Raw genomic sequence first — 26023 nt, 5'->3', positions numbered from 1 at the left:
CGTGGCACTTCTCGAAGTCCGCGACCTGAAGGTCGTGTTCCAGCGCCGCGGCGAGCGTCCGTTCACCGCGGTCGACGGCGTGAGTTTCGACGTCGAACCCGGCCAGACGGTCGGTCTGGTCGGCGAGTCCGGCTGCGGCAAGTCGGTGACGTCGCTCGCGATCATGCGGCTGCTCGCCAAGCGCGGCAACACCGTCAGCGGTTCGGTGCGCTTCGAGGGCACCGACCTGCTGACCCTGTCCGACCGCGAAATGCGCGACCGGCGCGGCCGCGATCTCGGCATGGTGTTCCAGGATCCGCTGTCCTCGCTGAACCCGGTCATCCCGATCGGGCTGCAGATCACCGAGGTGCTGGAGCGCCACCGCGACATGCCGCGCAAGAAGGCGCGGATCGAAGCGGCGGAACTGCTCGACAAGGTCGGCATCCCCGACCCGACGCGGCGGCTTTCCGAGTACCCGCACCAGCTTTCCGGCGGGATGCGCCAGCGTGCGCTGATCGCGATCGCGCTGGCCTGCCGTCCGCGGCTGCTCATCGCCGACGAGCCGACCACCGCGCTCGACGTGACGATCCAGGCGCAGATCCTCGCGCTGCTGCGGGAACTGGTGCAGGACACCGGGACCGCGCTGGTGATGATCACGCACGATCTCGGCGTCGTCGCCGGGCTCTGCGACGAGGTCAACGTGCTCTACGGCGGCCGGATCGTGGAGCGCCAGGAACGGCATTCGCTGTTCGCGCAGCCGCGCCATCCGTATACGCACGGCCTGCTGTCCTCGATCCCGCGGCTCGACGAGGGCCGCGGCGAGAAGCTCGTGCCGATCCGCGGTTCGGTGGCCGACAACATCCCGTGGGACGGCGGCTGCGCGTTCGCGCCGCGCTGCCCGAACGCGATCCAGGCCTGCCTGGAGCATTCGCCGGAGCTCGTTCCCGACCGGAACGGCTTGCTGCGCTGCCACAACCCGGTGCAACCCGCCGTGGCGGCAGGAGGAGGAACCCGATGACGGTGGCGAACACCGACGAGGTGCTGCTCGAGGTCACCGACCTCAAGGTGCACTTCCCGATCAAGCGCGGCATCATCGTGGACCGCACGGTGGGGCACGTGTTCGCGGTCGACGGGGTCGACCTGTCGATCCGCCGCGGCGAAACCTACGGCCTGGTCGGCGAATCCGGCTGCGGCAAGTCGACGCTCGGCCGCGCGATCCTGCGGCTCAACGAGCCGACCGGCGGCAAGGTCGTGTTCGACGGCACCGATGTCGCACAGCTCAAGGGCGAGCAGTTGCGCAAGGCGCGCCGGCGGATGCAGATGGTGTTCCAGGACCCGATGTCGAGCCTGGACCCGCGTCAGTCGGTCGAGTCGATCCTCGTCGAGGGCATGCGCGCGCACGGGCTGGACAAGGACAAGGAGTCCACCGCGAAACGGCTGCGCGAACTGCTGAGCGCGGTCGGCCTTCCGGAGACCGCGCTGCGGAAGTACCCGCACGAGTTCTCCGGCGGCCAGCGCCAGCGCATCGGCATCGCGCGGGCGCTCGCGGTGGAGCCGGACCTGATCGTCGCCGACGAACCGGTGTCCGCGCTCGACGTTTCGGTGCAGGCGCAGGTGGTGAACCTGCTGGAGGATCTGCAGGACAAGCTCGGTCTCACCTACGTGGTGATCGCGCACGACCTCGCGGTGGTCCGGCACATCTCCGACCGGATCGGCGTGATGTACCTCGGCGCGCTGGTCGAGGAAACGACGTCGGAGGAGCTGTATCAGAATCCGCTGCACCCCTACACGCGCGCGCTGCTCTCGGCGATCCCGGTGCCGGACCCGGTGGTGGAGGACAGCCGCGAGCAGATCCTGCTGGCCGGCGACCTGCCTTCGCCCGCCAATCCGCCGTCGGGCTGCCGGTTTCACACGCGGTGCCCGTGGAAGCAGGAAAGCCTGTGCGGCACCGATCGCCCGCAGCTGCGCGAGATCGGCGACGGGCACCGGGTGGCCTGCCACTACGCGGAGGACATCCGCGACGGCCGGATCCAGCCGCACAAGGTCGAGGTGGAACTGGTCGACGCCGGGGCGCTGAACCCGGACCTCGGCCCGCCGGACGTCGGTTCGGCCGCCGAAATCCTCTGACCGCCGGTGAAGGGCTCCCCGAAGCAATTCGAGGAGCCCTTCACCGCGTTTTCAGGGCTGAAGGTCGACAGCGGCGCGGAACGAACCGTCCATGTGGAACGGCGTCGAGTTGTGCTCGTGCGCGATCAGCCAGTCGTTTCCGGTGCGCCGCAAGGCAAGCGTGGCGCGGAACCAGAGCGTGAACGATTCGCTCTGGCCCTGCGGCGTCGCGGTCAGTTTCGCCAGCGCCGCCACCACCGCGAGATCGCCGGACACGGTGATCTCCTCGTCGTGGTACGTATAGGAAATCGGCCCGTCGAAGGTGCTCATCCACTGCGCGACGTGCTCCGCGGAAGCGCCGGTCGTGCGCAGCGGCGGGGCGAGATCGAATTTGACCGCCTTCTCGGTGTAGCTCGCGACGACCCGCTGCGGGTCCTTCGCGTGCATCGCGGCGGTGCGCTCGGCCAGCAGGTCGCGGATCTCGTTTTCGGACATTCTGTGGTCTCCTTTTCCCGGACTCGGTGTTCGTCCGGGACGTCGAAGCCGTCCGCCCTGCTTCGACATCTGGGGTGGAAAAACTTTTCGAGGAGGCTCCCGATGAAGTATCTGGTCCTGATCTACGGCAACCCGGCGTCGCGCGCGGCGTGGGCGGGGATGACCGACGAGCAGAAGGCCGAGGGTCTGCGGGCTTACCAGCGGTTCCACGAGGAGCTGGCGGGCACCGGCGAGCGGATCGTGTCCGAGCGGCTGGCCGCGCCGGAGCTGACGAAGCAGGTCCGGGTGAGCGCGGACGGCGTGAGCACCACCGACGGGCCATTCGCCGAGATCAAGGAACAGCTCGCCGGGTTCTACCTGCTGGAATGCGATTCGGAGGCCCGCGCGCTGGAGATCGCCGCGCGGATCCCGGAGGCCCCGTACGCGACGATCGAGGTGCGGCCCGTGATGGGGCTGACCGGCGACGTGGACTTCGAGCTGTGATCGACGGCCTCCTGCGCGACCTCATCCCGCAGGTGCTGACCGCGCTCGTGCGCCGCTACGGCGATTTCGGCAAATGCGAGGACGCCGTGCAGGAGGCCCTGCTCGCCGCCGCCGTGCAGTGGCCGAAGGACGGGGTCCCGGACAATCCGAAGGCCTGGCTCATCACGACCGCTTCGCGGCGGCGGATCGAGATGTGGCGCAACGAGGCCGCGCGGATCCGCCGCGAGGAGACGGTGGCCGCACTGAAACCGCCGTCCTTCGAACTCGTGCCGCAGCAAGACGACACCCTCACCCTGCTGTTGCTCTGCTGCCATCCCGCGTTGACCCGCCCGTCGCAGGTGGCTCTCACGTTGCGTGCCGTCGGCGGCCTGACCACCGCCGAGATCGCGCGGGCGTACCTGGTCCCGGAGCCGACGATCGGCCAGCGAATCAGCCGCGCGAAGCAGAAGCTGCGCGGTGCGGATTTCGCCCTGCCGCCCCAGGACGAGCTGCCGGAACGCGTCGCCGCGGTATTGCAGGTGCTGTATCTGGTGTTCACCGAAGGCCACACCGCCAGCTCCGGCAGCGAGGTGAACCGCGTCGAACTGACCGCGGAGGCCATCCGGCTCGCCCGGCAACTGCACGCCTTGCTCCCTGACGACGGCGAGGTCGCCGGGCTGCTCGCTCTCATGCTGCTCACCGACGCCCGCCGCCCCGCCCGCACCGGCCAGGACGGCATCCCCGTGCCGCTGGTCGACCAAGACCGTTCGCTCTGGGACGCGGCCGCGATCGCCGAAGGCAGCGCCCTCATCGAACACGCGCTGGCGAACACCCCGGTCGGCCCGTACCAGCTGCAAGCCGCGATCGCCGCCGTGCACGACGAAGCCCCGACCGCTGACGACACCGACTGGCCGCAGATCCTGCTGCTGTACGACCTCCTGCGGCAGATCGCGCCCGGTCCGATGGTCACCCTCAACCGCTTGGTCGCGCTTGCCCGCGTCGAAGGCCCGGCGGTCGCGCTGGCCGAATTGGACGCGACCGAGCACCTGGACCACTACCGGGCCGACGTGGTCCGCGCCCATCTCCTCGAACTGTCCGGTGATCCGCGAGGTGCCCACGACTGCTACGTCCGCGCCGCCCAGCGCACCTTGAGCCTCCCGGAACGGGAGTACTTCGAATCGCGCGCTTTGCGTGTTATGTCGGAAAAACCCTGAAAAAACCCTGCCGGAAGGCGGACCCCACCCCCGACTGCAGGTGGACGCGGGAAAGCTTTCGACCTGGGTACCCTGCGGAGACCAGGCACGAATCACAAGGGGGTTGGCAGTGAACATCGACCACGTGCTGGAGGCGATCCCTCCGCTGTCGGTCTACCTGTTGGTGGGCTTGGTGGTGATGGTCGAAAGCCTGGGCATTCCGTTGCCGGGGGAGATCGTGCTGGTGAGCGCGGCGCTGCTGGCGTCGTCGCACAGCGGCCTGAACCCGCTGTGGATCGGCGTGCTGGCTTCGGCGGGCGCGATCATCGGCGACAGCATCGGGTACCTGATCGGCAAGAAGGGCGGCAAACGGCTGTTCGCCTGGGCCGGCCGGAAGTTCCCCAAGCATTTCGGCCCCGACCACATCGCGAGCGCCGAAAAGATGTTCCACAAACGCGGTATGTGGGCTGTGTTCTTCGGCCGGTTCGTCGCGGTGCTGCGCATCCTGGCCGGCCCGCTCGCCGGGTCGCTGAACATGCACTACCCGCGCTTCCTTGTCGCGAACGCCCTGGGCGGCATCGTCTGGGCAGGCGGGACGACGGCGCTCATCTACTACCTCGGCGTGGTCGCCGACAAGTGGCTGAAGGGCTTCCAGTGGGCAGGCCTCGGAGCGGCGCTGGTGATCGGCGTGGTGGTGACGCTGGTGCTGAAGAAGCGCATGGCCCGGCACGCGGAGGCGTCCTCGCAGGCGGAGGAGAAGAACGACGCGGTCGCCTGAACTAGCTGACGGGATTCCCCCGGCGGGTCTTCGGACGTGCCGGGGGTTTTCTGTTCCTGGGCCCGGAAATAAGCGATGCCCCGGGCGGCATGCAAAAGCAGAGGCGACCCGGGGCGTACTGCGCCATACTAGCACATCCCCTCCAGCCCGGAGGGGGCAAAAAAAGGGGGAGGGACGGCTGATGCCGGAGGAGCCGGGGTGGATCGAGGAAGGTCTGTCGACCCCGAGGTTCGCTCCGTATCTCGCGAAGGCGGAAGGCGATCTCGCCAGGGCAAGTGCGCTCTATTGGTGGAACGTGGAGGTTTCCGCGGCGTTCTACCCGGCGCTGCATTGCCTGGAGCTGGCGCTGCGGAACGGCCTGCACCGCACGCTGGCGACGGCGTTCGGCCGGGAAGACTGGTGGCGGGTCGCCCCGCTGCGCCCCGACGGCGTCGGCAAGCTGGCCGAGGCCCGGCGCAAGCTGACTGTGCGCGGACGGCCGCGGACCCCGGACGACCTCGTGGCCAACCTGTCGCTCGGGTTCTGGGTGTCCACGCTCAGCAGTGCCTACGACCGGACGCTGTGGGTCCCGCACCTGCATCGCACGTTCGCCTTCTACCGCGGCAAACGGCGTGATCTGCACACGGATTTGCGCACCGTGCTGCTGTTCCGCAACCGGATCATGCATCACGAGCCGATTCATCACCGGCATCTGTGGAAGGACCACGAGACGATTCTGCGGGTGCTCGGCTACCTGGTCCCGGAGCTGGCAGGCGAGCTGAAGGCATACGACCGGGTGCCGGAGCTGCTGCGGCAGCGTCCCGGCCGGTGACCCTCACACCGGCAGCAGCTCCTCCGGCGTGACCGCGGGCTTCCTCCGCAGCGAGCCCAGCAGCACCCCGCCGATCACCACCGCCGCCGCGACCAGGGTCAGGACCGTCGGCTCCTCGCCGAGGATGAAGAACGACGCCGTCAATCCCACCACCGGCACGAGCAGCGAGAACGGCGCGACCACGCCCGCCGGGTTGCGGCGCATCAGCGTGGTCCAGATGCCGGAGCCCACGACCGTCCCGAAGACGACGACGTACGCCAGGCCCGCGATGCCGATCAGGCCGGTCTTGGTGCCGAGCGTCGCCAGCGAATGCCAAGCCGCGCCGGGGCCTTCGAAGATGCTCGACAGCGCCAGCATCGGCAGCGGCGGCACCACCGACATCCACAGCGTCAGGTGCAACGGGTTGTCCGGCTCCGCGCGGCGCATGCTCAGGTTGCCGATCGCCCAGCTCAGCGCGGCCAGCAAGGTCAGCAGCACCGGCACCAGCGCGGCGTGGGCGGACTGCTGCCAGGCGATCGCGGTCATGCCCGCCACCGCGAGCAGGATCCCGGCCAGCTGCCGTCCGGAGACGCGTTCCCGCAGCAGCACCGCGCCCAGCAGCACGGTGAACGGCGCGGACGCCTGCAACACCAGCGACGCGAGCCCGGTCGGCATGCCCAGGTGCATCGCGACGAACAGGAACGCGAACTGCCCGGTGCCGAACCCGAGCCCGTAGCCGAGGAGGTACCGCAGCTTCACGCGCGGCCGCGGCACGAGGAAGACCGTCGGAATCGCGATCAGCAGAAACCGCAGCGCACCCGCGAACATCGGCGGGAATTGGCCGAGTGTGGCGTGGATCGCAATGAAATTGAGGCCCCACAAGACGGCGACGAACACAGCGAGCAGACGGTCCCGGATGGCCATGCCCGCCACTCTGCCTAGGCAAACCTTGAAGCACCAGCGAGAAAAACTGCACCGACTGTGTAGCTGTGCTTCACATACACTGCGCGGATGGACTTGGGCAGGCTCCGCACGCTGCGCGAATTCGCCGATCGGGGCAGCGTCACCGCCGCCGCTCGGGCGCTGCACTGCACGCCGTCGGCGATCTCCCAGCAGTTGCGCGCGTTGCAGGCGGAGGTCGGCATCGCACTCACCGAACCAGCAGGCCGCGGCCTGCGCCTCACCGACGCGGGCCGCGCACTGGTCGCCCGCGCCGACGACGTCCTGGCCGCACTGGACCGGGCCGAAGCGGAACTGGCCACCTATCGCAGCGCCCCGCGCGGACGCGTCCGGATCGCGATCTTCCAATCCGCGGGCCTGATGCTCCTGCCCGGCCTGCTGCGCCGGATCGAGCAGTACGACAACCTCGAGGTCGACGTCCGCGACGTCGACATGGTCCCGCCGCAGGTGCCCGGCCTGGTCGCCGACTACGACGTCGTTGTCGCCCACCGAGACGAGCACGCTCCCGAATTCGACACCGAACGCCTCGACGTCGTCCCGCTGCTGCGCGAACCACTGGACGTCGCCCTGCCCGTCGGACACCGCCTCGCCCGCAACCGCCGAGTCGGACTGGCCGACCTCGCCGACGAACGCTGGATCTCGGTCGACCACGGGTTCCCGGTCGACGACGTTCTGCGCTCGCTGACCGTGCGCACCGGGGTGCGGCCGCAGATCGTCCAGCGCATCAACGATTTCCGCATCACCGAACGGCTTGTCGCGGCGGGGCACGGGATCGCGTTGATGCCTCGGTACACAATGGACACTCGGCGGGGCAGTGGTTTGGTCGGTCGTCCGTTGGCCGGGATCCGGGCAGCGCGGTTGGTGGAAGTGGTGTGCCGTACGGGTGCGGCGAATCGTCCGGCGGTCGCGACTGTGATCGACGAGTTGCGTGCCGAAGTGGCTGCGCTGACGACTTAACCGGGTTCCCGGGCGGGAAGCCCTCGCAGCAAGGTATCGAGAAACAGCTCAAACCGCGGCGCGTCCGGCCCGAGGTCGAGCGGGTTTTCCCGCACTGCGAGCCAGCTGACCGTGCACGTGATGAAGATGTACCAGCTCTGCTCGGCCAGCTCCGGCGGAACACCGGCGTTGGTGAACGCGGTGACCACCTGAGAGCGCAGCCTGCCGAACGAATTCGCGTTGTGCCGGTGCGGCCTGGACAACCGGGTCGCGTAACCGGGGACCGCGAGGAATTGGTCGTGCATCGCCCACGCGACCTGGGCGAGCCATGGCCGCCAAGACCGGCGTGGCGGGCCTTCCGCCGGAAGCACCCGCTCCAGCACCACCTCGCTGATCAGATCGAACAGTGCGTCCCGATTGGCGACCCAGCGGTAGAGCGCGCCATGCGTCACGCCCAGCCGCGCGGCCAGTTCGCGCATGGTCAGCGTGTCGAGGTTCCCCGCGGACAACGCCGCGTCGACGATCCGCTCGCGGTCGAGCTGCGCGGGGCGGCCTGGCCGCGGTCGAGTCATAGCTCGGGACTCTACCGAGACAGAGTTAGTGACCAATGGTTATTAATAGGTGTACGGTCGTGGCATGGCAACCATCGAGGGCATCGTGCAGCCCGGTTTCGAACAGGTGCGGGACACGTTCGCGGCAGTCGCCGACGGAGCCGCTCAACTGGTGGCGTACCACCGCGGCGAGCGGATAGTCGACTTGTGGACCGGCGTCGACGGGGATGCCCTGCTTGGTGCCTACTCCGCGACGAAAGGCGCGGCTCACCTGGTCGTCGCGCTGCTGGTCCAGGACGGAGTGCTCGACCTCGACCAGCGGGTGCGCCACTACTGGCCGGAGTTCTCGGCCGACGTCACCCTGCGAGAACTCCTGGCGCACCGAGCCGGACTGGTCGGGGCCGACGAAGGATTCAGCCGTGCGGAACTCGCGGACGACCGGATCGTCGCGGAACGGCTTGCTCGTCAGCGTCCGTTCTGGCGGCCGGGGAGCGCGTTCGGCTACCACGCGCTGGTCATCGGCGCGCTCAGCGGCGAGGTCGTGCTGCGGGCGACCGGCCGCACCATCCAGGAACACTTCGCCGAACGGGTCCGCGATCCGTACACAGTGGACTTTTATCTCGGCCTCCCCGCCGAACTGGAGCCGCGATTCGTCAGCGCGCAGCCGATGATCCTGACCCCCGAGCGGCAGATCGCCCCGCCCGCCGCGAACAGCCTGAACGGGATCGCGTTCAACCGGCACCGTCCGGACGGCCCGGAAGTCTGGGAACTGCCGAATCTCCCGGAGGTCCGGCGGCTCGGCCCGGCCTCGTTCGGCGGCGTCGCGTCAGCTCGCGGGTTGGCCCGGATGTACGCCGCGGCGATCAGTCCGCTGGACGGAGAACCGCCGCTGCTGAAGGCGGAAACCGTCGCCGAGTTCGCGCAGATCCAGTCCGTCGGCCACGACGTGGTGTTGCATCAGCACAAGGCGTTCGGCGTCGGATTCCACGCCACCGGCGAGTACTGCCCGGAGTTGGGCCAGGGCAGCTTCGGGCACAGCGGCGCGGGCGGCCAGCAGGCGTTCGCCGACCCGCGCAACGGCATCGCGTACGGCTACACCCGCCGCCGGATCCCGTTCCCCGCCGCGGCCGCTCCGGAGAACGAACCGCTGATCAAGGCGCTGTACTCGGCGCTGCGTGCCGTCGGATCCCGAGAGTGATCGCCGTGCCCAGCACCACCGCGATGGTCAGCGACAACGCGAGGCTCAGCCCGGGCTCGGCGACCAGTTGCCCGCCGGCGTAGCCGAGGAACGCGGCATACGACGTCCACAGCAGCACCCCGATCGCGGACGCGGTCAGAAACTCAGTGAACCGCCACCGCAACGAGCCGGCCAGCAGTGCGCCGACCGTCCCGCCGGAAGGCAGCCAGCGCGCGACCACCAGGACCGGCCGCGGATGCCGTTGCAAACGTCCGTCGAGCCAGTTCAGCCCGGCGGCCAGCTTGCGCCGACGGCTCAGCCGGGCCAGCACCCGAGCCCCGCCGAACCGCCCGAGCGCGTACAACGCCTGGTCAGACAGCAGGCAGCCGAAGCTCGCGACCGCGATCACGACGGCCAGCGAGGTCCCGTGCTGCGCGGCGGCCACGCCCATGCCGAGCAGTGTCACCTCGGTGGGCAGCACCGGCACCAGCGAGACGACGAATAGCACCACCAGCCCAGCCGTCGTAGCGTCCATATCTCCATTAACCGTCACCGCAGCCCAGATGAGTCCCGATCACCGGCTCTTCACAGCAAGGCACAGCCGGGACACAGATTTCCAGAACCCGGACAGAGGATGTCAGGGTTCGGCCGCACGCTGGTGGTTCACCGAGAGAAAAGGGGACGAACGGAATGAGCGGGGAACTGGCGGGCAAGGTCGCGCTCGTGGCGGGCGGCACGCGCGGGGCGAGCCGGGCGATCGCGGTCGAGCTGGGCCGGGCCGGGGCGTACGTGTACGTCACCGGTCGAACGACGCGGGCCGGAAGGTCCGAAGTGGACCGTCCGGAGACCATTGAGGACACCCTGGAGCGGATCGAAGCCGTGGGCGGCAAAGGAACCGCGCTGCGGGTCGACCACCTGGTGAGCGACGAGGTCGCCGCGCTCGCCAAGCGGATCGACGCCGAGCACGGCGGGCTCGACATCCTGGTCGACGGCATCTGGGGCGGCGACCGTTACCTGGAGTGGGGCAAACCGGTCTGGGAGCATTCGCTGGACGCCAGCCTGCGGATGATGCGGCTGTCCCTCGACGCCCACCTGATCACCAGCCACCACCTGTTCCCGCTGGTGATCCGCCGTCCGGGCGGGCTCGTGATCGAGCTGACCGACGGCACCGCCGAGTACAACCAGAAGTACCGCGAGGGCACGTCGCTGCCGTACTACCTCGCCAAGGCGGCGATCAACGTCTTGGCGGTCGGCGAGGCGGCCGAACTGAAGGCGCACGATTGCACCGCGATCGCGTTCACGCCGGGTTGGCTGCGTTCGGAAGCGATGCTGGAGATTTTCGAGGTCACCGAGGAAAACTGGCGCGACGCGACCGTCCGCGAGCCGCACTTCGTGATCTCGGAATCGCCGACCTTCTCCGGCCGCACGGTCGTCGCCCTCGCCGCTGACGCGGACCGGCACCGCTGGACCGGCCAGACCGTTTCCAGCGGACAGCTGGCGAAGGTCTACGAGATCGACGACGTGGACGGCAGCCGTCCGGACGCGTGGCGCTACATCGAGGAGGTCCAGGAACCCGGAAAGCCCGCCGACGCCAGCGGCTACCGCTGATCCTTGTTGCGATCAGCCAGCGCTTGACCGAATTCCGCGACCGCGGCGCGGATCTCCGGCGGGGTCAGCACCTCGACGCCGGGGCCGAGGGAAACCAGCTGTCCGACGGCGACTTCCTTGCCTTCCATGGCGAACTCGGCCTCGGCCCACCCGTCGTCGTCCCTCGGGCCGAGCGACACCAGCACCTCGTTCACGTGCTCCGGGCCGAAAACCCGCCGCAACGCACCCGCCGCGGAACGGTCGAGCCGAGCCGTCACCTTCAACGGCAGCGGCATCTTCTCGAACTCCGCCGACGACGCGCGCCACCAATCCGCGAGCGAGAATTCTTCCGGCCGGGCAAAGGTTTCACCGGTTTCGGCGACCGCCGTCAACCGCGAGACGCGATACGTCCTCAGGTCTTCTTCGACGCGCGCCACCAGGTACCAAACCCCGGCTTTCAGCACGAGACCCAACGGATCGAGCGTCCGCCGGGTGACCTTGTCACGGCGCCGGTAGCGCACGTCGAGCCGTTGCTGAGTCCACACCGCCTTCGCGACCGCGGGCAGTGCGGCGGCGTCGTCCGGCGAGGTGAACCAGGCCGAGGCGTCGAGATGAAACCGCTCGGCGACCGTCCTGGCCTGTTCCTGCAGCTGAGCGGGCATGCTCGCGGACACCTTCGCGTGCGCCGCGGCCACCGCGGTGCCGAGGCCGAGCCCAGCAAGTGCGTCTGGCACGTCGAGGGCCAGCAGCGCGACGGCCTCCCGGGAAGTGAGGCCGTCGAGCCGCGAACGCCAGCCGTCCACGAGCCGGATGCCGCCGTGCCGCCCTGGTTCGCTCCAAAGCGGCACGCCGGCTTCGCGCAACGCGGCGAGATCCCGCCGCATCGTCCGTTCGGTCACGCCGAGCTCGTCGGCCAGCTCCCCGACGGTGCCCGCGCGTTTGCGGTGCAGCGTGAACAGCAACGCGACCAGCCGCTCAGCCCGCACACCTACCTCCCGCCCCGCCCACCCCAATGTGGCATTGGGTGCATGTGACGCACCGAACGCCACATTGGGTGCGTGTGACGCACCCAATGTGGCATTGGGGCGCTGTCAGGCTCGGGTCAGCGGTTGGCCCGGTTGACCGCGCTTACCACGGCCCGCAGCGAAGCGGTGACGATCGACGGGTCGACGCCGATGCCCCAGAACACGCGGTCCGAGATCGCGCATTCGATGTAGGACGCGGCACGCGAGTCGTCGCCGGGGCTCAGCGTGTGCTCGCTGTAGTCCAGGAGCCGCAGGTCGTAGCCCACAGTGGACAGTGCGTCGAAGAACGCGGCGATCGGCCCGTTGCCGCGGCCGGTGATCTCGTGCTCGTCGCCCTCGACCTTCACCGTGGCCTCGAGGTCGTACTCGCCGCCGCCGTTGTCGGTGACCCGCTGCTTGATCAGCTCCAGCGGGGTCTTCGACTCCAGGTACTCGGCGGAGAACGCGCGCCACATCGTGGCCGGGTCGACCTCGCCGCCCTCGGTGTCGGTGTAGGCCTGGATGACCTTCGAGAACTCCATCTGCAGCCGGCGCGGCAGGTCCAGCTGGTGCTCGGCCTTCATGATGTAGGCGACGCCGCCCTTGCCGGACTGCGAGTTCACCCGGATCACGGCCTCGTAGGTGCGGCCGACGTCCTTCGGGTCGATCGGCAGGTACGGGACCTCCCACGGGTGCTCGTCGACCGGGACGCCCTTCTTGTCCGCGGCGTCCTTCATCGCGTCGAGGCCCTTGTTGATCGCGTCCTGGTGGCTGCCGGAGAAGGCGGTGAACACCAGGTCGCCGCCCCACGGGGAGCGTTCCGGGACCGGCAGCTGGTTGCAGTACTCGACGGTCCGCTTGATCTCGTCTATGTCGGAGAAGTCGATCTGCGGGTCGATGCCCTGGCTGTAGAGGTTCATGCCCAGCGCGACCAGGTCGACGTTGCCGGTGCGCTCGCCATTGCCGAACAGGCAGCCCTCGATCCGGTCCGCGCCGGCCTGGTAGCCCAGTTCGGCGGCGGCGATGCCGGTGCCGCGGTCGTTGTGCGGGTGCAGCGACAGGATCACCGAATCGCGGCGCTCCAGGTTGCGCGACATCCACTCGATCGAGTCCGCGTACACGTTCGGGGTGGCCATCTCGACGGTCGCCGGCAGGTTCAGGATCACCGGCTTCTCCGGCGTCGGCTGCCAGATCTCGGTGACCGCGTTGCACACCTCGAGCGCGTAGGACAGCTCGGTTCCGGTGTAGGACTCGGGCGAGTACTGGAAGCGGAAGTCGGTGTCCGGCTGCTTCGCCGCCAGCTCGACGACCATTTCAGCGGCCTGCGTCGCGATCTTCTTGATGCCCTCGCGCTCCTCGCGGAACACCACACGGCGCTGCAGGATCGACGTCGAGTTGTAAATGTGGACGATCGCCCGCGGCGCACCCTCGAGAGCCTGGAAGGTGCGCTCGATCAGCTCGGGGCGGCACTGGGTCAGCACCTGGATGTGCACGTCGTCCGGGATCGCACCCTCGTCGATGATCTCGCGCACGAAGTCGAAGTCGGTCTGCGACGCGGCCGGGAAACCGACCTCGATCTCCTTGTAGCCCATGCGGACCAGCAGGTCGAAGAACTTGCGCTTGCGGGCAGGCGACATCGGGTCGATCAGCGCCTGGTTTCCGTCGCGCAGGTCGACCGCGCACCACAGCGGCGCGCGGTCGATGCGCTTGTCCGGCCAGGTGCGGTCGGGTACGTCGATGTTCTCGACGACGTCGTACCAGGGGCGGTAACGGTGGACCGGCATGGACGTGCCGCGCTGCGGGTTCCACGAGGGCTGTCCGGCGGGCGCGGGACGAGAGGGCGTGCGCAGACGGGAGTTAGTGGTACGAGGGTCGGTGCTCATCGCGGGAAAATCTCCTGACGGGATCGGTGCGGACGACCGGCACCACAAAGCCCCGCGACGAGGAGCCGGTCAGATCAGGCCCCGTCGCGGCAGCGAAGCAGGAGTTCACGCGCCACGGGGTCACTGTAACCACCCGGCGCCGCGAAAGGAAAGCCGCCCGTCGCGATCGAACTGTTACGTCGGGTGGCTGATACCTGTTACTAGCGGGTAGCGGCCCGCGAAACGACGTGCCAGACTGCCCGGCATGGGCGAGCACGCGGAACAAGCGCAGGAAACCGAGGCGAAGGCGCGTCCCCAGCGCACCCCGGTGGACTGGCGGCGCACTCGTGAGCGCGGGGTGTCTTTCCTCGCGGCACTCGTGCGCTGGGTCGGGCTGCTCTTCGCCGCGGTCTTGGTGCTGCACGTGATTTTCGTCATCGGCGAGGCCAACCAGGGCAACGGCATCGTCTCGTTCGTCCGCAGCTGGGCCGACGGCCTGTCGCTCGGCTTCAAGGACCTGTTCACGCCGAGCGACGCGAAGCTGCGAGTGCTGGTGAACTACGGCATCGCGGCGGTGTTCTGGCTGATCGTGTCGGGGATCCTGGCGAAGATCATCCGCCGGGTCGGCGGCGCTGGCTCCTGACCGGCGCTTTTCAAGATTTTTGAACTGCGGTGCGAGCGAATTCAAGGAGACAGCCGCTTCCTTGAATTCGCCCGCTGACCGGTGTCCAGTCCGTCAGGACTGCCAGGTCACCGCTTCCTTGCCGTAGTCGGTCTCCGGAGCCAGGTCCCGATACGTGCTCGCGCTGTAGCTGGCGCCCTTCACCTCCGCGCCCGCCGGGGCCAGTGCCAGCACGCAGCTGGTGAACGACGCCCCCTTCGTGGTGAACGTCTTGTCCGCGTTCTCGCTGTCGCACTTCTCGAACTTGCCGATCACCGTCACGTGCGGACCCTTCGTGCCGTCCGCGAGCAGGCCGTTCATCAGGCCCAGCGAGGCGTACGCGAAGTCCGTGCCGGTCTCGTTCGTGACCTTGACCTGGATGTAGTACGGCGTCATCCCCTTGGCCCGGTCGCCCAGCTTGAGCGGGGCCAGGTCGGCCTCGACGCCCTTGTCGATCCCGGTCACCGTCACCCCGACCGCGCCGGTGTTGTTCTTCGACTTGAACGGCACCACGGCCTTATCGCCGATCTTCAGCTTCGTGCCCTGCTTGGTGTATTCGGCGGAGGCGGATTCACCGGCGGGAGCGGCGGCCGAGGAGGAGGGCGCGGCCGCGGCGGACGAAGCGGGCGGAGGGGCGATCGGCGGGGCGGGGGTGTCCTCGGAAGAGCACCCGGACAGCGCGAACGCCATCGCCGTCGCGGAAACCGCCAGTGCAACCGGCATCGCTTTACGCATTTCGTCACTCCTTGAGAAGAATCCCACCGATTCAGCTGCCTGACCGGTTTGGTGTCCATCTGACCTCAATGGCGCGACGCCGGTTCCCCAGATTGCTCACAAAACGGTCACAGTGCCGGCGAGCCCCATTGGTCGCCGAAGGCGAACTCCGCGAGCGGCAGCCGTCGCCGAGGTGCCAGTTCCCGTTCGATCCGGCGCGGGTCGTCCAGTACGGACGGGTCGCCGGGGGACCCGACGGCGATCGCCACCCGGGCCACCGCGTCCTCGGGCAGGCCGAATTCCTCATGCACCTGCTCCGGCGAGAAGCCCGCCATCTGGTGTGCGATCAGGCCGAGTTCGACCGCCTGGAGGACGAGGTTCTCGGTCGCCAAACCCAGTCCGTAGTCGGCGTAGGGCACCTCGCCCTTCTCGTTCGTGGTGACCATCACGCCGATCAGCAACGCGCTCGCCCGGAACGCCCACGCCTGGTTCCCCGAGTTCAGCGTCGCGAGGATGCGGGGGAACGCCGGATCGCCCCGGCGGCCGACGAGGTAGCGCGCCGGCTGGGTGTTGCCGAAAGACGGCGCCCACCTGGCGGCTTCGAGCAATGCGGTCAGCTGGGCGTCGGTGATCACGGCGGTCTCGTCGTAGGCCCGCGGGCTCCAGCGCTCGGCGATGGCCGGCGCGACGGGGACGCTCGTCTCGGCTGGTTTGCGCATGCGGCGAAGGTAGTACGGCCGGGGAGTGCTCTCCGTCACTCCGGAGGAAGGGCTTCGAGCTTTCCCCTGGCGTTAAGGAAAATTTACTTCCAAACCCTCCTGACGGGCCGTGGCGGACCACTCGATGGGGTGGCGAGCGCCGTTCGCGCCGGTAGGCTCTTCTCCAAATGAAGGGCCGTGGGCGCTCCTCGGTGCCCTCCAAGGAGTACGCCCCGGCCCGTCAAGGAGGTTCGGGCGTGGCCCTCGTGGTCCAGAAGTACGGCGGATCGTCGCTGGAAAGTGCCGACCGGATCAAGCGCGTGGCAGAACGGATCGTCGCGACCAAGAAGGCGGGCAACGACGTGGTCGTCGTGTGCTCGGCGATGGGCGACACCACTGATGAGCTGCTCGATCTGGCGCAGCAAGTGAACCCGGCACCGCCGGAGCGGGAAATGGACATGCTGCTCACCGCCGGTGAGCGCATCTCGAATTCGCTGGTCGCGATGGCCATTTCCGCGCAGGGCGCGCAAGCCTGGTCGTTCACCGGTTCGCAAGCGGGCGTGGTCACCACATCGGTGCACGGCAACGCGCGCATCATCGACGTCACTCCGAGCCGCGTCACCGAGGCGCTCGAACAGGGTTACGTCGCGCTGGTGGCCGGTTTCCAAGGCGTGGCACAGGACACCAAGGACATCACGACGCTCGGCCGAGGCGGTTCCGACACGACCGCGGTCGCGCTCGCCGCCGCGCTGAACGCGGACGTCTGCGAGATCTATTCCGATGTGGACGGTGTGTATTCGGCCGACCCCCGGATCGTGCCGGACGCCAAAAAGCTCGACACCATCCCGTACGAGGAGATGCTGGAGCTCGCGGCGAGCGGATCGAAGATCCTGCACCTGCGTTCGGTCGAGTACGCGCGCCGCTACGGCGTGCCGATCCGAGTCCGTTCTTCTTACAGCGACAAGCCGGGCACCACGGTGGCCGGATCGATCGAGGAGATCCCCGTGGAACAAGCGCTGATCACCGGTGTGGCACACGACCGCTCGGAAGCGAAGATCACCGTGACGGGCGTGCCGGACCACGCCGGCGCCGCGGGCAAGATCTTCCGGGTCGTCGCCGACGCCGAGATCGACATCGACATGGTGCTGCAGAACGTGTCCAGCACGTCCTCGGGCCGCACCGACATCACCTTCACGCTGTCGAAGGCCAACGGGGCCAAGGCGGTCAAGGAACTCGAGAAGATCAAGGCGGAGATCGGCTTCGAGTCCGTGCTGTACGACGACCATGTCGGCAAGGTGTCGCTCGTCGGCGCCGGGATGCGTTCGCACCCTGGCGTCACCGCGACCTTCTGCGAGGCGCTGGCCAACGCGGGCGTGAACATCGAAATCATCAACACCTCGGAGATCCGCATTTCGGTGCTGATCCGCGACGCGCAGCTCGACGAGGCCGTGCGCGCGATCCACGAGGCGTTCGAACTGGGCGGCGACGAGGAAGCCGTCGTCTACGCGGGGAGTGGTCGCTGATGGCGCAGGGTCTTCGCGTCGGGGTGGTCGGGGCTACCGGCCAGGTCGGCGCTGTGATGCGCAAGCTGCTCGACGAGCGGAATTTCCCGGTCGAGCAGATCCGGTACTTCGCGTCGGCCCGTTCGGCGGGGCGCACGTTGCCGTGGCGCGACGAGGAAATCACCGTCGAGGACACCGCGACCGCTGATCTGTCCGGTTTGGACATCGCGCTGTTCTCCGCTGGCGGCGCGACCTCGCGCGAGCAGGCGCCGCGGTTCGCCGAGGCGGGCGCGATCGTGGTCGACAACTCGTCGGCGTTCCGCCGCGACCCGGACGTGCCGCTGATCGTCAGCGAGGTCAACCCGGAGGCGATCAAGGACGTGCGGAAGGGGATCATCGCGAACCCCAACTGCACCACCATGGCCGCGATGCCGGTTCTCAAGCCGCTGCACGACGAAGCCGGTCTGGTGCGGATCATCGCGAGCACCTACCAGGCGGTGTCCGGCAGCGGTCTCGCCGGCGTCGACGAACTCGCCGCACAGGTGAACGCTGTCGCCTCGCGCGCGGCCTCGCTGACGCACGACGGTTCGGCGGTCGAATTCCCGGCCCCGGCCAAGTACGTCGCGCCGATCGCGTTCAACGTCCTGCCGATGGCCGGGTCCATTGTGGACGACGGCACGTTCGAGACGGACGAGGAACAGAAGCTGCGCAACGAAAGCCGGAAGATCCTGGGCATCCCGGAGCTGCTGGTGTCCGGCACGTGCGTCCGGGTGCCGGTGTTCACCGGGCACTCTCTGTCGATCAACGTCGAATTCGAACGGCCGCTGTCGGTCGAGCGGGCGACCGAACTGCTGTCGAACGCGCCGGGCGTGCAACTGGCGGACGTGCCGACGCCGCTACAGGCCGCGGGAATCGACCCGAGCCTGGTCGGGCGCATCCGCACCGACCCGGGCGTCTCGGACGGCCGCGGCCTCGCGTTGTTCGTCTCCGCCGACAACCTCCGCAAGGGGGCGGCGCTGAACACCGTGCAGATCGCCGAGCTGGTGGCGCAGAACCGCTGAGCGAGCTCCGCGGAAACTGCCCGGCCCCTGGTTTCAGGGGCCGGGCAGTTTTCCCTTCTTCCGCTGCCGCGGCTTGATCGGTTTCAGCCCGAACGCGACCCGGATCTCCGGCTTCTGCAAGGGGCGCAGCACAGCCTGCATCAGGAAACCCCACAGGATCAGCCCGACCGGCGCGCCCGCGGATGCCGAACTCGTGGCGAACGTCAGGATCGCGCCGAGCAGCAGCATCGCCATGAACCCGCACTCCAGCCAGATGAGCGCGAGCATGACCGCGCGCTGCCGCCTGCCCAGCAGGACAGCGCACACCACGAGCGCGCTGGTCAGCGCCGAGTTGATCACCAGGATCGTCACCGGCAAGGCCACCGCGCTCGACGTGCCGCCAAGCCCGAGCAGGTAACCGACAAAGGCCGCGAGCGCCAGGTAAAGCACGGCCTGGCCGCCGATCGCCCACCGCATCGACCGGATTCCTCGCCGCACCTCCTGCTCCGCGTTCGCGCCCGACGCGGGCATCGGCTGGTAAGGGCTGGTCGGGAACACCTCGGACACCACCTCAGATTCGGGAACCGGGCCAGGAGACCACTGGTCGTCCGGGACCGGTCCCCGCTACTTGGCGAGCCGGCAGGCCCGGTTCCGGTGAGTCCGGAATTCGTGGCTCGCTCCGTAACCGCTGTACGACCACACCCGTCCGGACGCGCTCCGGCCGAGGTGGCGGAACTGCTCCACCGCCTCGGTACCGCGCCGGAGTTCGACGAGCGCACGGGCGGCGAAGGCACGGCTGTTCGGGGTGTCCGGCGCATCCCGGCCCTCGCCGTCGAGCCACGGCAGCAGCCGGTCGAGCGCGGCTTCGACGCGCTTGTCCCGCCACGCGTCCTTGACGCCGGCGAAAGACGCTTCGAACGCCGCGGCAAGCGGCAGCCACGCCAGTTTCGGATGCTTCGCCGCGCCCTCTTCGGCGAATGTCCACATCAGATCATTGGTGCCGAACCACTTGTCGCACCAGTACTGCAGGGCACGCGCGTGCGCGTGGACGTGCAATGGATCGCGCGCCAGGACGCCGTCCCACACCGTGCGGAATTCGTCGTGACCGTACTGCCGGCCCATCGCGATCATGCACCGTGTCGCCCACGGCGTCGGGTCGTCGGGAGCGAGTTCGGCGGCGGTCTGGCTCGCTTCGTCGGCCTCGTCGAGCACGCGCTGGAATCCCCTGAATTGCTCCGCACTGACGTACTTCGCCTGCCGGGCGCTGCGGATTTGCCACGCCACATTCGTGAGTGCGTCGGCGTGGACCGCGGCGGCGTCCGCGTCGTCGGGGCGGGCCGCCCGCCAAGCCTTCAGGGCGGTGTCGTCGTCGGCCGCGACCTCGCCGAGAAGACTCACGACCGAACTGCGCCGGTCCCAGTCCTTCCCGATTCCGGCGAGCAGGTCAGCGCCCGGCTGCCAATTCCCGGCGGCGTGCGCGACTTTGGCGTCCCGAACCGGCTTCGGCAGCAGCGGCTTCGTGGTGATCTTGGCATCCGGCGGCAGGCCGAACCGTTCGACGTCCATCGGCTTGATCGGCGGGACGAGATAGCGGGCCAGGTCGCTGCTGCCGAGCGTGCGCATGTAGTCGGAAGTGGTCAAGCCGCGCTTCTTGGCGTCTTTCGCGATTCCCTTCATCATCCGGCGGTATCGCGGAACGGTGTAGAGCTTGATCAGTCCCAGCAACGGGGTTTCCTCTCAGGAATGAGTCGGGGCGAGCAACGCGCGAAGCGCAGCGGTGTCCCCGTCGACCGCCGCGCCGACGGCGGGATCCAGTTCGGTGGCATACGGTTCGGCCAGCACCAGCTTCGCCGGTCCGGACCAGGACAGTTCCCAGTGCGCCGCACCGGCTTCGGCGAGCTGTGCGTGCAGCACAATGGACAGTCGGCAGTGGACTTGATCTCGATAGAGCTCGCGCTTGGCCCGCGTCCGAGCCTCCGGCGGAGCCGTGGGATCGGCGATGTCCTCAAGGTGTCCGGCGTCGAGCAGATCGAGCAGGTCGTCGATGCTGCGGCTGCGGAGAATCCGCAGCGCCTCGGCCTGATTCGAGTCGCGCACCCCGATGGCGACCAGGCTGGCCCAGTCGAGCTTCTTCTTCGAGGCCGCGCTCTCCGTGAAGCCGGTCGCCAGCACCGCGTCGAGTAGCGCCATTCCGTTGCGGAGAAGATCCGTCGCCGGCCGTTCGCCGCCGGGCGGAACGGGGACGTCCGGCGCGGCTTCCAGCAGTGCGATCCGTTCTGAAGTCGGCGGGTGGCTGTCGTACTTCGAGGCAGGCCGCGACGGCGGATTCTCCCGCAGGGAAGCAAATTCCTTCGCGCGTTTTCCATCGGCGAGCAGCAGTTGGTAGCCCTCGGCCATCCGCTCCGGGAGATACCCGGAGGACCAAGCGATCGTCGCGTAGTCGTTCAGGAAGAGCCACCACGCAGTGTCGAGCACTTCGGCCTCGCGCAACGCGGTTGTCGCTGCCGTGGTGCCCGCGACTCGCGCGGAATCGAGGTCAGCGGCGAGTTCCTGTTCCCGGCTTACCCGCATTGAGACCCGGAAGTACAGCGCGGCATACGCGCTGAAGACCGGCCGCAGCAACCAGGCCGACCGGTGGAGTCCATCCACGACTCGCCCGATCGTCTGCCGTCCGCGATAGGTCGCGCCGGCGAACCGGGTATGGCGATTGCTGTAGTGCGCCAGTTCATGCCCGAGAACGGCGCGGAGCTGGCAGACCCGCGTCCCGGCGAAAAGCTGCGCGCCGATGAACATCTGGCGCCGCACGCGCAACCCCGCCCAGTGCGTCTCCTCGTGCACCGCCGCGTTGGCCTGGGGAACCAGGCAGATCTCATCCGGTGGCCGGGTGCCGACTTCCTTGGCGAGTTCGCGGACGGCCGCCCACAGTTCGGGCTGTTCCGCGGGCGTGACAGGCACTCCCTCCGCGTCGTCGCGGGTCCGCTCGAACGTCAGCAGGGCGCTGAACAGCACATACAGCACCGGAACCACGAAGAACGCGAGCCGCCCGGCGGAAACCGGGCTACGCTGGAACGCGGCGATCTCCAGCCAGATCAGCGCCCCGGCGACGGCGAGCATCAGCACCGGGAAACCGGCCAGCAACAAGACAGCGAGCAACGCCCGCGACGAGCTCTTCATCGAAAAACGGAATCCTCCCCAAGACCGGCACCCTGGGCGAACCGGTCGTCCGAGCCCGTTATCGACGAAAGCGCCGATTTCGTTTCATCGATGCACCGGCGCCGGTAAAACCCGTTGTCGCGAGCGCCCGAGTGCCGGATGCTGAGCGGGCAAACTTCGTTCTGGGAAAGGAAAGTCATGTACACGGCAGTGGACGGCGCGCGGGTTCCGATCCGGATGTGGGCAGATCCCGCGTCGGTCGAAGACCAAGCGATGCGGCAACTGCGCAACGTCGCCAACCTGCCTTGGGTGCACGGCGTCGCGGTGATGCCGGACGTCCACTACGGCAAGGGCGCCACGGTCGGCAGCGTCATCGCGATGCGCGACGCGGTCTCCCCGGCCGCGGTCGGCGTCGACATCGGCTGCGGGATGAGCGCGGTGCGGACCTCGCTCACCGCGAGCGACCTTCCCGACGACCTCGGCAAGCTGCGCAAGCGGATCGAATCGGCGGTGCCGGTCGGGTTCGGCCTGCACAAGACGCCGGTCAACACCGCGAAGGTGCACGGCGTCGGCGGCTGGGACACGTTCTGGAAGTCGTTCGGCGACCTGCATGAAGGCGTCCAGGACCTGCGCAAGCGGGCGCACTTGCAGATCGGCAGCCTCGGCGGCGGCAACCACTTCATCGAGGTCTGCCTCGAACAGGGCGGAGCCGACGAGGGCCGCGTGTGGCTGATGCTGCATTCGGGTTCGCGCAACATCGGCAAGGAACTCGCTGAGCGGCACATGGCGATCGCGCGGAAGCTCCCGCACAACCGGGATCTGCCGGATCCCGACCTGTCGGTGTTCGTCGCGGACACGCCGGAAATGCAGGCGTACCGGCGCGACCTTTTCTGGGCACAGGATTACGCGGCGCGGAACCGGGCGACGATGGTCGCGCTGGTGAAGCTCGCGGTCGCGGAGGTAATTCCGGGAACGACGTTCGACGACGCCATATCGTGTCATCACAACTATGTCGCCGAGGAAACCTACGACGGCGTCGACCTGCTCGTCACCCGCAAGGGCGCGATCCGGGCCGGCTCCGGAGACCTCGGGATCATCCCGGGCAGCATGGGAACGGGTTCGTACATCGTGCGCGGACTGGGCAACACCGCGTCGTTCGAATCCGCGTCCCACGGCGCCGGGCGGCGGATGTCGCGGACGAAGGCCCGAAAGACCTTCACCGCCGCCGACCTCGCCGCGCAGACCTCGGGCGTGGAATGCCGGAAGGACACCGGGGTCGTCGACGAGATCCCGGCCGCGTACAAGGACATCGAGACGGTGATCAAGGCACAGACCGACCTGGTCGAGGTGGTCGCCCACCTCAAGCAGGTCGTGTGCGTGAAGGGATGAGGAAGTCCCGCGGGCGAATCGCGCTGGTGCGCCCGCGGGACCCGCTACCCTGAGGGCATGAAGAGCTGGGGGGTGGCGGTCGCCTTGGTGGCGGCCGGAACGCTGCTGGCCGGATGCGACCAGGTCGATTCGGCGGTCAATCAGACGAATTCAGCGGTGGACAAAGTCTCCACGTGCACCGAGGCGCTCGGTTTGGCGGACCTGAATCCGTTGGTGGACGGCGAAAAGCTCAAGGCCCGTGCGCAGGACAAGGAACGGCGGCTGCGCGAGCTGGCGGCCGACGTCAAGGAAGAAGACGTCAAGAACGCCCTGCTCGGCATGGCCGATTCGTACGTCCAGGTGCAGAAGGAACACCTCGAGGACGCCGGGGTGATCGCCCGGTGGACCAAACGGAACCTGGAAAAGCTCGACGGGCTGCGCAAAGCCTGCACCTGACCGCCGCCCGGCTCGCTCCTCCCGCAGAGGTCCGTGAGGGGAACCCACGTACCTCACGTCGTCGAGCTGCAGCCATTGCCAGAGCCGCACCCGAACGCGGCATCAGCTCAGCGGCGAGCCCGAACAGCAGCCGCCAGCGAAGGGGTCCGCACCGAGCTCCGGCGCAGCGACCACACCAGCCCCAGCGCGGCCAGCGCCAGCCCGCCGAATCCGGCCGCCGCGAAACCCCACGCCGGGCTCGAATGGTCGATCGCGAAGCCGACCACCGGGCTCCCCGCGGCCAGTCCGAGCCGGGTCGACGCGTCTTGCAGGCCCATCGCCTCGCCGCGGACGGCGGGCGGCGCGAGTTCGCTGACCGCCTCCGTGGTGGCGGCGAGCGTCGGGGCGCAGACCAGGTTCGTCGGGATGAGCAGCAGCATCAGCAGCCACCACGGCTGCGTCACCAGCCCGACCGGGATCACCAGCAGCGCCAGCAGCAGCATCAGCAGGCCCTGCGGCAGCGACTTCCGCACCGCGCCGTGCACGATGCCGCCGATCATCGACGCCGCGCACATCACCGCGATGACCAGGCCGGTCCAGCCGACGTCGCCGTGCGAGCGCAGCGCGGCCAGCGTCGCGACCTCCGTGCCGACCAGGCAGAACAGCGTCCCGGCGGCGATCAGCAGGGTCGCCAGCAGCCGTCCGGTCAGCCAGGACCGCAGCGGTGGCCGCACGGTGCCGGTCGGGGCTAGTTCGTCCTCGTTCCGGATCGGCGGGTTGAGCAGGAAGATCAGCAGCGCGGTGACGCCGAAGATGGTGCCGATGCCGCTCAAGGTCAGTGTCGCCGACAGTTGCGAGATCGCCGCGATCCCGGCCGCCGGGCCGATCATGAACGAGGCCTCGACCAGGATCGTGTCCAGCGAGTACGCCGCGCGCCGCTGTTCGGCGGGCACGAGCGCGGCCAGGATCTGCCGCGCGAGCGAGCCCGCGGGCACCGACAGCACGCCGGCCGGAAGCGCGCACACCACCAGTGCCCCGTACGAAAGATGCGGGGCCGCGAACCAGAAAGCGGTGGACGACAACCCGCACACCGCGACCACCGGGCGCAGGCCGTACCGGTCGATCGTGCGCCCGATCACCGGCGCGCCGAGCGCCATGCCCAGCGTGACCGCCGCGCCGACGACACCGGCCGCGCCGTAGCCGCGGCCGAGACCGCTCACGACGTACAGCGTCAGCGTCACGCCGGTCATCGTCATGGGCACGCGTGCGAAGAACATCAGCGCCATCGACGGGCGGACTCCGGGGACGCTCAGGACGCGGCGATACGGCTGAAAAGGCACGTACCCCATGAGAGCAAGAGTTGGTACGAGCGTGCAACTTCTTTTCGTCACACCCGCTGAGCGGCGCCCGGGCACCCGTCCGGGTGTCGCGCAGGCGTTCGGCGGACCCGGAAAATGCGAGCGCGACCTGGGTGATAACTTCATCGGCAACGCGGAAAAGCATTCTCGCCGCCGATTCGCGAACAGTTTTTCATATTTCCGCGCCGACCTTGGAGTTTTCCGGTCGCGGCGACGGGGATCCCCGGAAAAAGGGGAGCGGGCTCGAATGCGGGCGGCGGTGCGTGCGTGGGGGACCCTCCACGGTCGGACGAGCGAGATCGCGCGTCCCGACAGGGTGATGAAGGTAATCGATCACGAACTACGCCTGTGTGAGTGAGCGATGCCGCCGTTCGGGCAATCCGGCTACTATGAGTCAGATTCAGATCCGCGGTCCGTGATCGTCGGGGGACGCGCAAGCCGTCCACGTTAATCAATTGCGGGCCGGTTCCCGATTCTTGGATTCGGCACGTAAGGGTTAGAAAAACTCCCTATCCGGTGATCGGCTGGTGTTGGGCCGACACGGCGGGTATCGATTTACCCGGCAGGTCCCAGAGGCCAGGGAGGTAAAGAATGAAAGGCAAGATCGGGCGGATCATCGCTGTGGTCGCCGCGGGCAGTCTGCTGGCCGTCGGCACCTCGGGGATGGCCTCCGCGAGCCCGGCGGGCGGCAAGGGGTCCTCGGCCACTCAAGCCGTCGCCGCGCAGGTACTGCAGATGCGGGACGACCTGACCAAGGTGGCGTACGCGGGCGATGTCGCCAAGACGAGGGCGGACCTCACCCGGCTCAGCCCGGTGCTCGCCGACATCGCGGCGGGCAAGCGCTACCAGGTCCAATCCGAAACCCAGCAGCTCTCGTCGGCGGCGAAGGTCCGCGCGGACGAGTCCAACCGGCTCCTGGCCGACCCGACTGCGACGCCGCGGCAGATCCCGCCGTTGCCGATCCCGCCGCTGCCGGACCTGCCCGGACCGCTCAAGGCAGTGAGCGACCTGGTCAAGGGCCTGCTCGCCGCGGTCACCAGCCTGCTGGGCGGGCTGCTCGGCGGAGTGCCGGTGCCGCCGCTTCCGGTACCGACGCCGCCGCTGCCGGCACCGCCGGTGCCCGCCCCGGTGCCAGTGCCTGGGACCTGAACGGGCTGAACAGGAGGGGGAAAGGCCCGGAGCCTGGTGCGGTTCGCCGCGCCAGGCTCCGTTCC

The 26023-nt window shown here is 68.6% G+C and carries 27 protein-coding genes; 15 read left to right on the top strand and 12 right to left on the bottom strand.

Features of this window, described 5'->3' with window-relative positions; all coding sequences use genetic code 11:
• Position 1: 1 nt before the first annotated feature.
• Together L3Q65_RS33720 and L3Q65_RS33715 are read left to right on the top strand one after the other, a co-directional pair.
• Positions 2-997 (top strand): ABC transporter ATP-binding protein, encoded by a 996-nt coding sequence (locus tag L3Q65_RS33720; RefSeq protein ID WP_182892648.1) that lies wholly within the window; start codon positions 2-4, stop codon positions 995-997.
• Positions 994-2106: an ABC transporter ATP-binding protein gene (locus tag L3Q65_RS33715; RefSeq protein ID WP_182892647.1), complete on the top strand. Its 1113-nt coding sequence runs from the start codon at positions 994-996 to the stop codon at positions 2104-2106. Before L3Q65_RS33720 ends, L3Q65_RS33715 begins: the two co-directional genes overlap by 4 nt.
• Positions 2107-2157: 51 nt before the next feature.
• Here the strand turns inward: L3Q65_RS33715 and L3Q65_RS33710 are convergent, their stop codons facing one another.
• On the bottom strand, positions 2158-2580 hold the full coding sequence (locus tag L3Q65_RS33710; RefSeq protein ID WP_220507590.1) for a nuclear transport factor 2 family protein: 423 nt from the start codon (positions 2578-2580) through the stop codon (positions 2158-2160).
• Positions 2581-2682: 102 nt separating this feature from the next.
• Here L3Q65_RS33710 and L3Q65_RS33705 point away from each other — a divergent pair, with 102 nt between their 5' ends.
• The 4 genes from L3Q65_RS33705 (at position 2683) to L3Q65_RS33690 (ending at position 5824) form a co-directional block, all read left to right on the top strand.
• Positions 2683-3063: a YciI family protein gene (locus L3Q65_RS33705; protein ID WP_182892645.1), complete on the top strand. Its 381-nt coding sequence runs from the start codon at positions 2683-2685 to the stop codon at positions 3061-3063.
• Positions 3060-4256, top strand: a complete 1197-nt coding sequence (locus L3Q65_RS33700; RefSeq protein WP_182892644.1) for an RNA polymerase sigma factor — start codon at positions 3060-3062, stop codon at positions 4254-4256. Before L3Q65_RS33705 ends, L3Q65_RS33700 begins: the two co-directional genes overlap by 4 nt.
• A gap of 109 nt (positions 4257-4365) precedes the next feature.
• Complete coding sequence (locus L3Q65_RS33695) at positions 4366-5013, top strand: DedA family protein (RefSeq protein ID WP_182892643.1); 648 nt, start codon at positions 4366-4368, stop codon at positions 5011-5013.
• A gap of 181 nt (positions 5014-5194) precedes the next feature.
• Complete coding sequence (locus tag L3Q65_RS33690; protein ID WP_182892642.1) at positions 5195-5824, top strand: hypothetical protein; 630 nt, start codon at positions 5195-5197, stop codon at positions 5822-5824.
• A 3-nt stretch (positions 5825-5827) separates the two neighbouring features.
• Here the strand turns inward: L3Q65_RS33690 and L3Q65_RS33685 are convergent, their stop codons facing one another.
• Positions 5828-6727, bottom strand: a complete 900-nt coding sequence (locus L3Q65_RS33685) for an EamA family transporter (RefSeq protein WP_182892641.1) — start codon at positions 6725-6727, stop codon at positions 5828-5830.
• An 87-nt stretch (positions 6728-6814) separates the two neighbouring features.
• Here L3Q65_RS33685 and L3Q65_RS33680 point away from each other — a divergent pair, with 87 nt between their 5' ends.
• On the top strand, positions 6815-7720 hold the full coding sequence (locus L3Q65_RS33680; RefSeq protein WP_182892640.1) for a LysR family transcriptional regulator: 906 nt from the start codon (positions 6815-6817) through the stop codon (positions 7718-7720).
• Here the strand turns inward: L3Q65_RS33680 and L3Q65_RS33675 are convergent.
• Entirely contained in the window at positions 7717-8271 is a 555-nt protein-coding gene (locus L3Q65_RS33675) for a TetR family transcriptional regulator (protein ID WP_237597528.1), read from the bottom strand. The two genes, L3Q65_RS33680 and L3Q65_RS33675, sit on opposite strands and share 4 nt — an antisense overlap.
• Before the next feature lie 64 nt (positions 8272-8335).
• On the opposite strand from L3Q65_RS33675, the gene L3Q65_RS33670 reads away from it, so the two are divergent.
• Positions 8336-9448, top strand: a complete 1113-nt coding sequence (locus L3Q65_RS33670; protein WP_182892638.1) for a serine hydrolase — start codon at positions 8336-8338, stop codon at positions 9446-9448.
• Here the strand turns inward: L3Q65_RS33670 and L3Q65_RS33665 are convergent.
• The gene (locus tag L3Q65_RS33665; RefSeq protein ID WP_182892637.1) at positions 9402-9962 is read right to left on the bottom strand and encodes a DedA family protein; all 561 of its coding nucleotides are present in this window, start codon (positions 9960-9962) and stop codon (positions 9402-9404) included. The genes L3Q65_RS33670 and L3Q65_RS33665 overlap by 47 nt on opposite strands.
• Positions 9963-10117: 155 nt before the next feature.
• On the opposite strand from L3Q65_RS33665, the gene L3Q65_RS33660 reads away from it, so the two are divergent.
• Entirely contained in the window at positions 10118-11035 is a 918-nt protein-coding gene (locus tag L3Q65_RS33660; RefSeq protein WP_182892636.1) for an SDR family oxidoreductase, read from the top strand.
• Here the strand turns inward: L3Q65_RS33660 and L3Q65_RS33655 are convergent.
• On the bottom strand, positions 11026-12000 hold the full coding sequence (locus tag L3Q65_RS33655; RefSeq protein WP_237597527.1) for a YafY family protein: 975 nt from the start codon (positions 11998-12000) through the stop codon (positions 11026-11028). The genes L3Q65_RS33660 and L3Q65_RS33655 overlap by 10 nt on opposite strands.
• 116 nt (positions 12001-12116) lie before the next feature.
• Positions 12117-13901 carry a 2-isopropylmalate synthase gene (gene leuA, locus L3Q65_RS33650; protein WP_237597526.1) on the bottom strand — a complete coding sequence of 595 codons (1785 nt, stop codon included), beginning with the start codon at positions 13899-13901 and terminating at the stop codon, positions 12117-12119.
• Positions 13902-14145: 244 nt separating this feature from the next.
• Here leuA and L3Q65_RS33645 point away from each other — a divergent pair, with 244 nt between their 5' ends.
• Positions 14146-14523, top strand: a complete 378-nt coding sequence (locus L3Q65_RS33645) for a hypothetical protein (RefSeq protein ID WP_237597525.1) — start codon at positions 14146-14148, stop codon at positions 14521-14523.
• A 93-nt stretch (positions 14524-14616) separates the two neighbouring features.
• Here the strand turns inward: L3Q65_RS33645 and L3Q65_RS33640 are convergent, their stop codons facing one another.
• Both L3Q65_RS33640 and L3Q65_RS33635 read right to left on the bottom strand, forming a co-directional pair.
• Entirely contained in the window at positions 14617-15276 is a 660-nt protein-coding gene (locus tag L3Q65_RS33640) for a hypothetical protein (RefSeq protein WP_237597524.1), read from the bottom strand.
• Positions 15277-15383: 107 nt separating this feature from the next.
• Positions 15384-15974 carry a nitroreductase family protein gene (locus tag L3Q65_RS33635; RefSeq protein ID WP_237597523.1) on the bottom strand — a complete coding sequence of 197 codons (591 nt, stop codon included), beginning with the start codon at positions 15972-15974 and terminating at the stop codon, positions 15384-15386.
• A gap of 236 nt (positions 15975-16210) precedes the next feature.
• Between L3Q65_RS33635 and L3Q65_RS33630 the strand changes: the two genes are divergently transcribed.
• Entirely contained in the window at positions 16211-17476 is a 1266-nt protein-coding gene (locus tag L3Q65_RS33630) for an aspartate kinase (protein WP_037808437.1), read from the top strand.
• Positions 17476-18516: an aspartate-semialdehyde dehydrogenase gene (locus L3Q65_RS33625; RefSeq protein ID WP_237597522.1), complete on the top strand. Its 1041-nt coding sequence runs from the start codon at positions 17476-17478 to the stop codon at positions 18514-18516. The genes L3Q65_RS33630 and L3Q65_RS33625 overlap by 1 nt, the downstream gene beginning before the upstream one ends.
• 33 nt (positions 18517-18549) lie before the next feature.
• On the opposite strand, the gene L3Q65_RS33620 is transcribed toward L3Q65_RS33625, so the two are convergent.
• Genes L3Q65_RS33620 through L3Q65_RS33610 form a run of 3 tightly spaced genes read right to left on the bottom strand, consistent with a single transcriptional unit; the run spans position 18550 to position 21669 of the window.
• Positions 18550-19062 carry a hypothetical protein gene (locus L3Q65_RS33620; protein ID WP_182892630.1) on the bottom strand — a complete coding sequence of 171 codons (513 nt, stop codon included), beginning with the start codon at positions 19060-19062 and terminating at the stop codon, positions 18550-18552.
• 57 nt (positions 19063-19119) lie between these two features.
• Entirely contained in the window at positions 19120-20220 is a 1101-nt protein-coding gene (locus L3Q65_RS33615) for a DUF4034 domain-containing protein (RefSeq protein WP_182892629.1), read from the bottom strand.
• A gap of 12 nt (positions 20221-20232) precedes the next feature.
• A complete protein-coding gene (locus L3Q65_RS33610; protein WP_237597521.1) occupies positions 20233-21669 on the bottom strand; it encodes a M48 family metallopeptidase in 1437 nt (478 codons plus the stop codon).
• Positions 21670-21846: 177 nt separating this feature from the next.
• Here L3Q65_RS33610 and L3Q65_RS33605 point away from each other — a divergent pair, with 177 nt between their 5' ends.
• Positions 21847-23037 (top strand): RtcB family protein, encoded by a 1191-nt coding sequence (locus L3Q65_RS33605; protein WP_182892627.1) that lies wholly within the window; start codon positions 21847-21849, stop codon positions 23035-23037.
• Positions 23038-23094: 57 nt separating this feature from the next.
• Positions 23095-23472, top strand: a complete 378-nt coding sequence (locus L3Q65_RS33600) for a hypothetical protein (RefSeq protein ID WP_182892626.1) — start codon at positions 23095-23097, stop codon at positions 23470-23472.
• A 107-nt stretch (positions 23473-23579) separates the two neighbouring features.
• On the opposite strand, the gene L3Q65_RS33595 is transcribed toward L3Q65_RS33600, so the two are convergent.
• The gene (locus L3Q65_RS33595; RefSeq protein WP_370648232.1) at positions 23580-24728 is read right to left on the bottom strand and encodes an MFS transporter; all 1149 of its coding nucleotides are present in this window, start codon (positions 24726-24728) and stop codon (positions 23580-23582) included.
• Between the two features lie 672 nt (positions 24729-25400).
• On the opposite strand from L3Q65_RS33595, the gene L3Q65_RS33590 reads away from it, so the two are divergent.
• Positions 25401-25958 (top strand): hypothetical protein, encoded by a 558-nt coding sequence (locus L3Q65_RS33590; protein WP_182892625.1) that lies wholly within the window; start codon positions 25401-25403, stop codon positions 25956-25958.
• Positions 25959-26023: the final 65 nt, after the last annotated feature.

This window comes from Amycolatopsis sp. FU40 (assembly GCF_021903635.1).
GTDB lineage: Bacteria > Actinomycetota > Actinomycetes > Mycobacteriales > Pseudonocardiaceae > Amycolatopsis > Amycolatopsis dendrobii.
This window is presented reverse-complemented; position numbering and strand designations above follow the sequence as displayed.

Coding starts and splice junctions, on each gene's coding strand:
- L3Q65_RS33715 (WP_182892647.1), top strand. CDS start 994: ATGACGGTGGCGAACACCGACGAGGTGCTGCTCGAGGTCACCGACCTC.
- L3Q65_RS33710 (WP_220507590.1), bottom strand. CDS start 2,580: ATGTCCGAAAACGAGATCCGCGACCTGCTGGCCGAGCGCACCGCCGCG.
- L3Q65_RS33705 (WP_182892645.1), top strand. CDS start 2,683: ATGAAGTATCTGGTCCTGATCTACGGCAACCCGGCGTCGCGCGCGGCG.
- L3Q65_RS33690 (WP_182892642.1), top strand. CDS start 5,195: ATGCCGGAGGAGCCGGGGTGGATCGAGGAAGGTCTGTCGACCCCGAGG.
- L3Q65_RS33685 (WP_182892641.1), bottom strand. CDS start 6,727: ATGGCCATCCGGGACCGTCTGCTCGCTGTGTTCGTCGCCGTCTTGTGG.
- L3Q65_RS33680 (WP_182892640.1), top strand. CDS start 6,815: ATGGACTTGGGCAGGCTCCGCACGCTGCGCGAATTCGCCGATCGGGGC.
- L3Q65_RS33675 (WP_237597528.1), bottom strand. CDS start 8,271: ATGACTCGACCGCGGCCAGGCCGCCCCGCGCAGCTCGACCGCGAGCGG.
- L3Q65_RS33670 (WP_182892638.1), top strand. CDS start 8,336: ATGGCAACCATCGAGGGCATCGTGCAGCCCGGTTTCGAACAGGTGCGG.
- L3Q65_RS33665 (WP_182892637.1), bottom strand. CDS start 9,962: ATGGACGCTACGACGGCTGGGCTGGTGGTGCTATTCGTCGTCTCGCTG.
- L3Q65_RS33660 (WP_182892636.1), top strand. CDS start 10,118: ATGAGCGGGGAACTGGCGGGCAAGGTCGCGCTCGTGGCGGGCGGCACG.
- leuA (WP_237597526.1), bottom strand. CDS start 13,901: ATGAGCACCGACCCTCGTACCACTAACTCCCGTCTGCGCACGCCCTCT.
- L3Q65_RS33645 (WP_237597525.1), top strand. CDS start 14,146: ATGGGCGAGCACGCGGAACAAGCGCAGGAAACCGAGGCGAAGGCGCGT.
- L3Q65_RS33640 (WP_237597524.1), bottom strand. CDS start 15,276: ATGCGTAAAGCGATGCCGGTTGCACTGGCGGTTTCCGCGACGGCGATG.
- L3Q65_RS33635 (WP_237597523.1), bottom strand. CDS start 15,974: ATGCGCAAACCAGCCGAGACGAGCGTCCCCGTCGCGCCGGCCATCGCC.
- L3Q65_RS33625 (WP_237597522.1), top strand. CDS start 17,476: ATGGCGCAGGGTCTTCGCGTCGGGGTGGTCGGGGCTACCGGCCAGGTC.
- L3Q65_RS33610 (WP_237597521.1), bottom strand. CDS start 21,669: ATGAAGAGCTCGTCGCGGGCGTTGCTCGCTGTCTTGTTGCTGGCCGGT.
- L3Q65_RS33605 (WP_182892627.1), top strand. CDS start 21,847: ATGTACACGGCAGTGGACGGCGCGCGGGTTCCGATCCGGATGTGGGCA.
- L3Q65_RS33600 (WP_182892626.1), top strand. CDS start 23,095: ATGAAGAGCTGGGGGGTGGCGGTCGCCTTGGTGGCGGCCGGAACGCTG.
- L3Q65_RS33595 (WP_370648232.1), bottom strand. CDS start 24,728: ATGTTCTTCGCACGCGTGCCCATGACGATGACCGGCGTGACGCTGACG.
- L3Q65_RS33590 (WP_182892625.1), top strand. CDS start 25,401: ATGAAAGGCAAGATCGGGCGGATCATCGCTGTGGTCGCCGCGGGCAGT.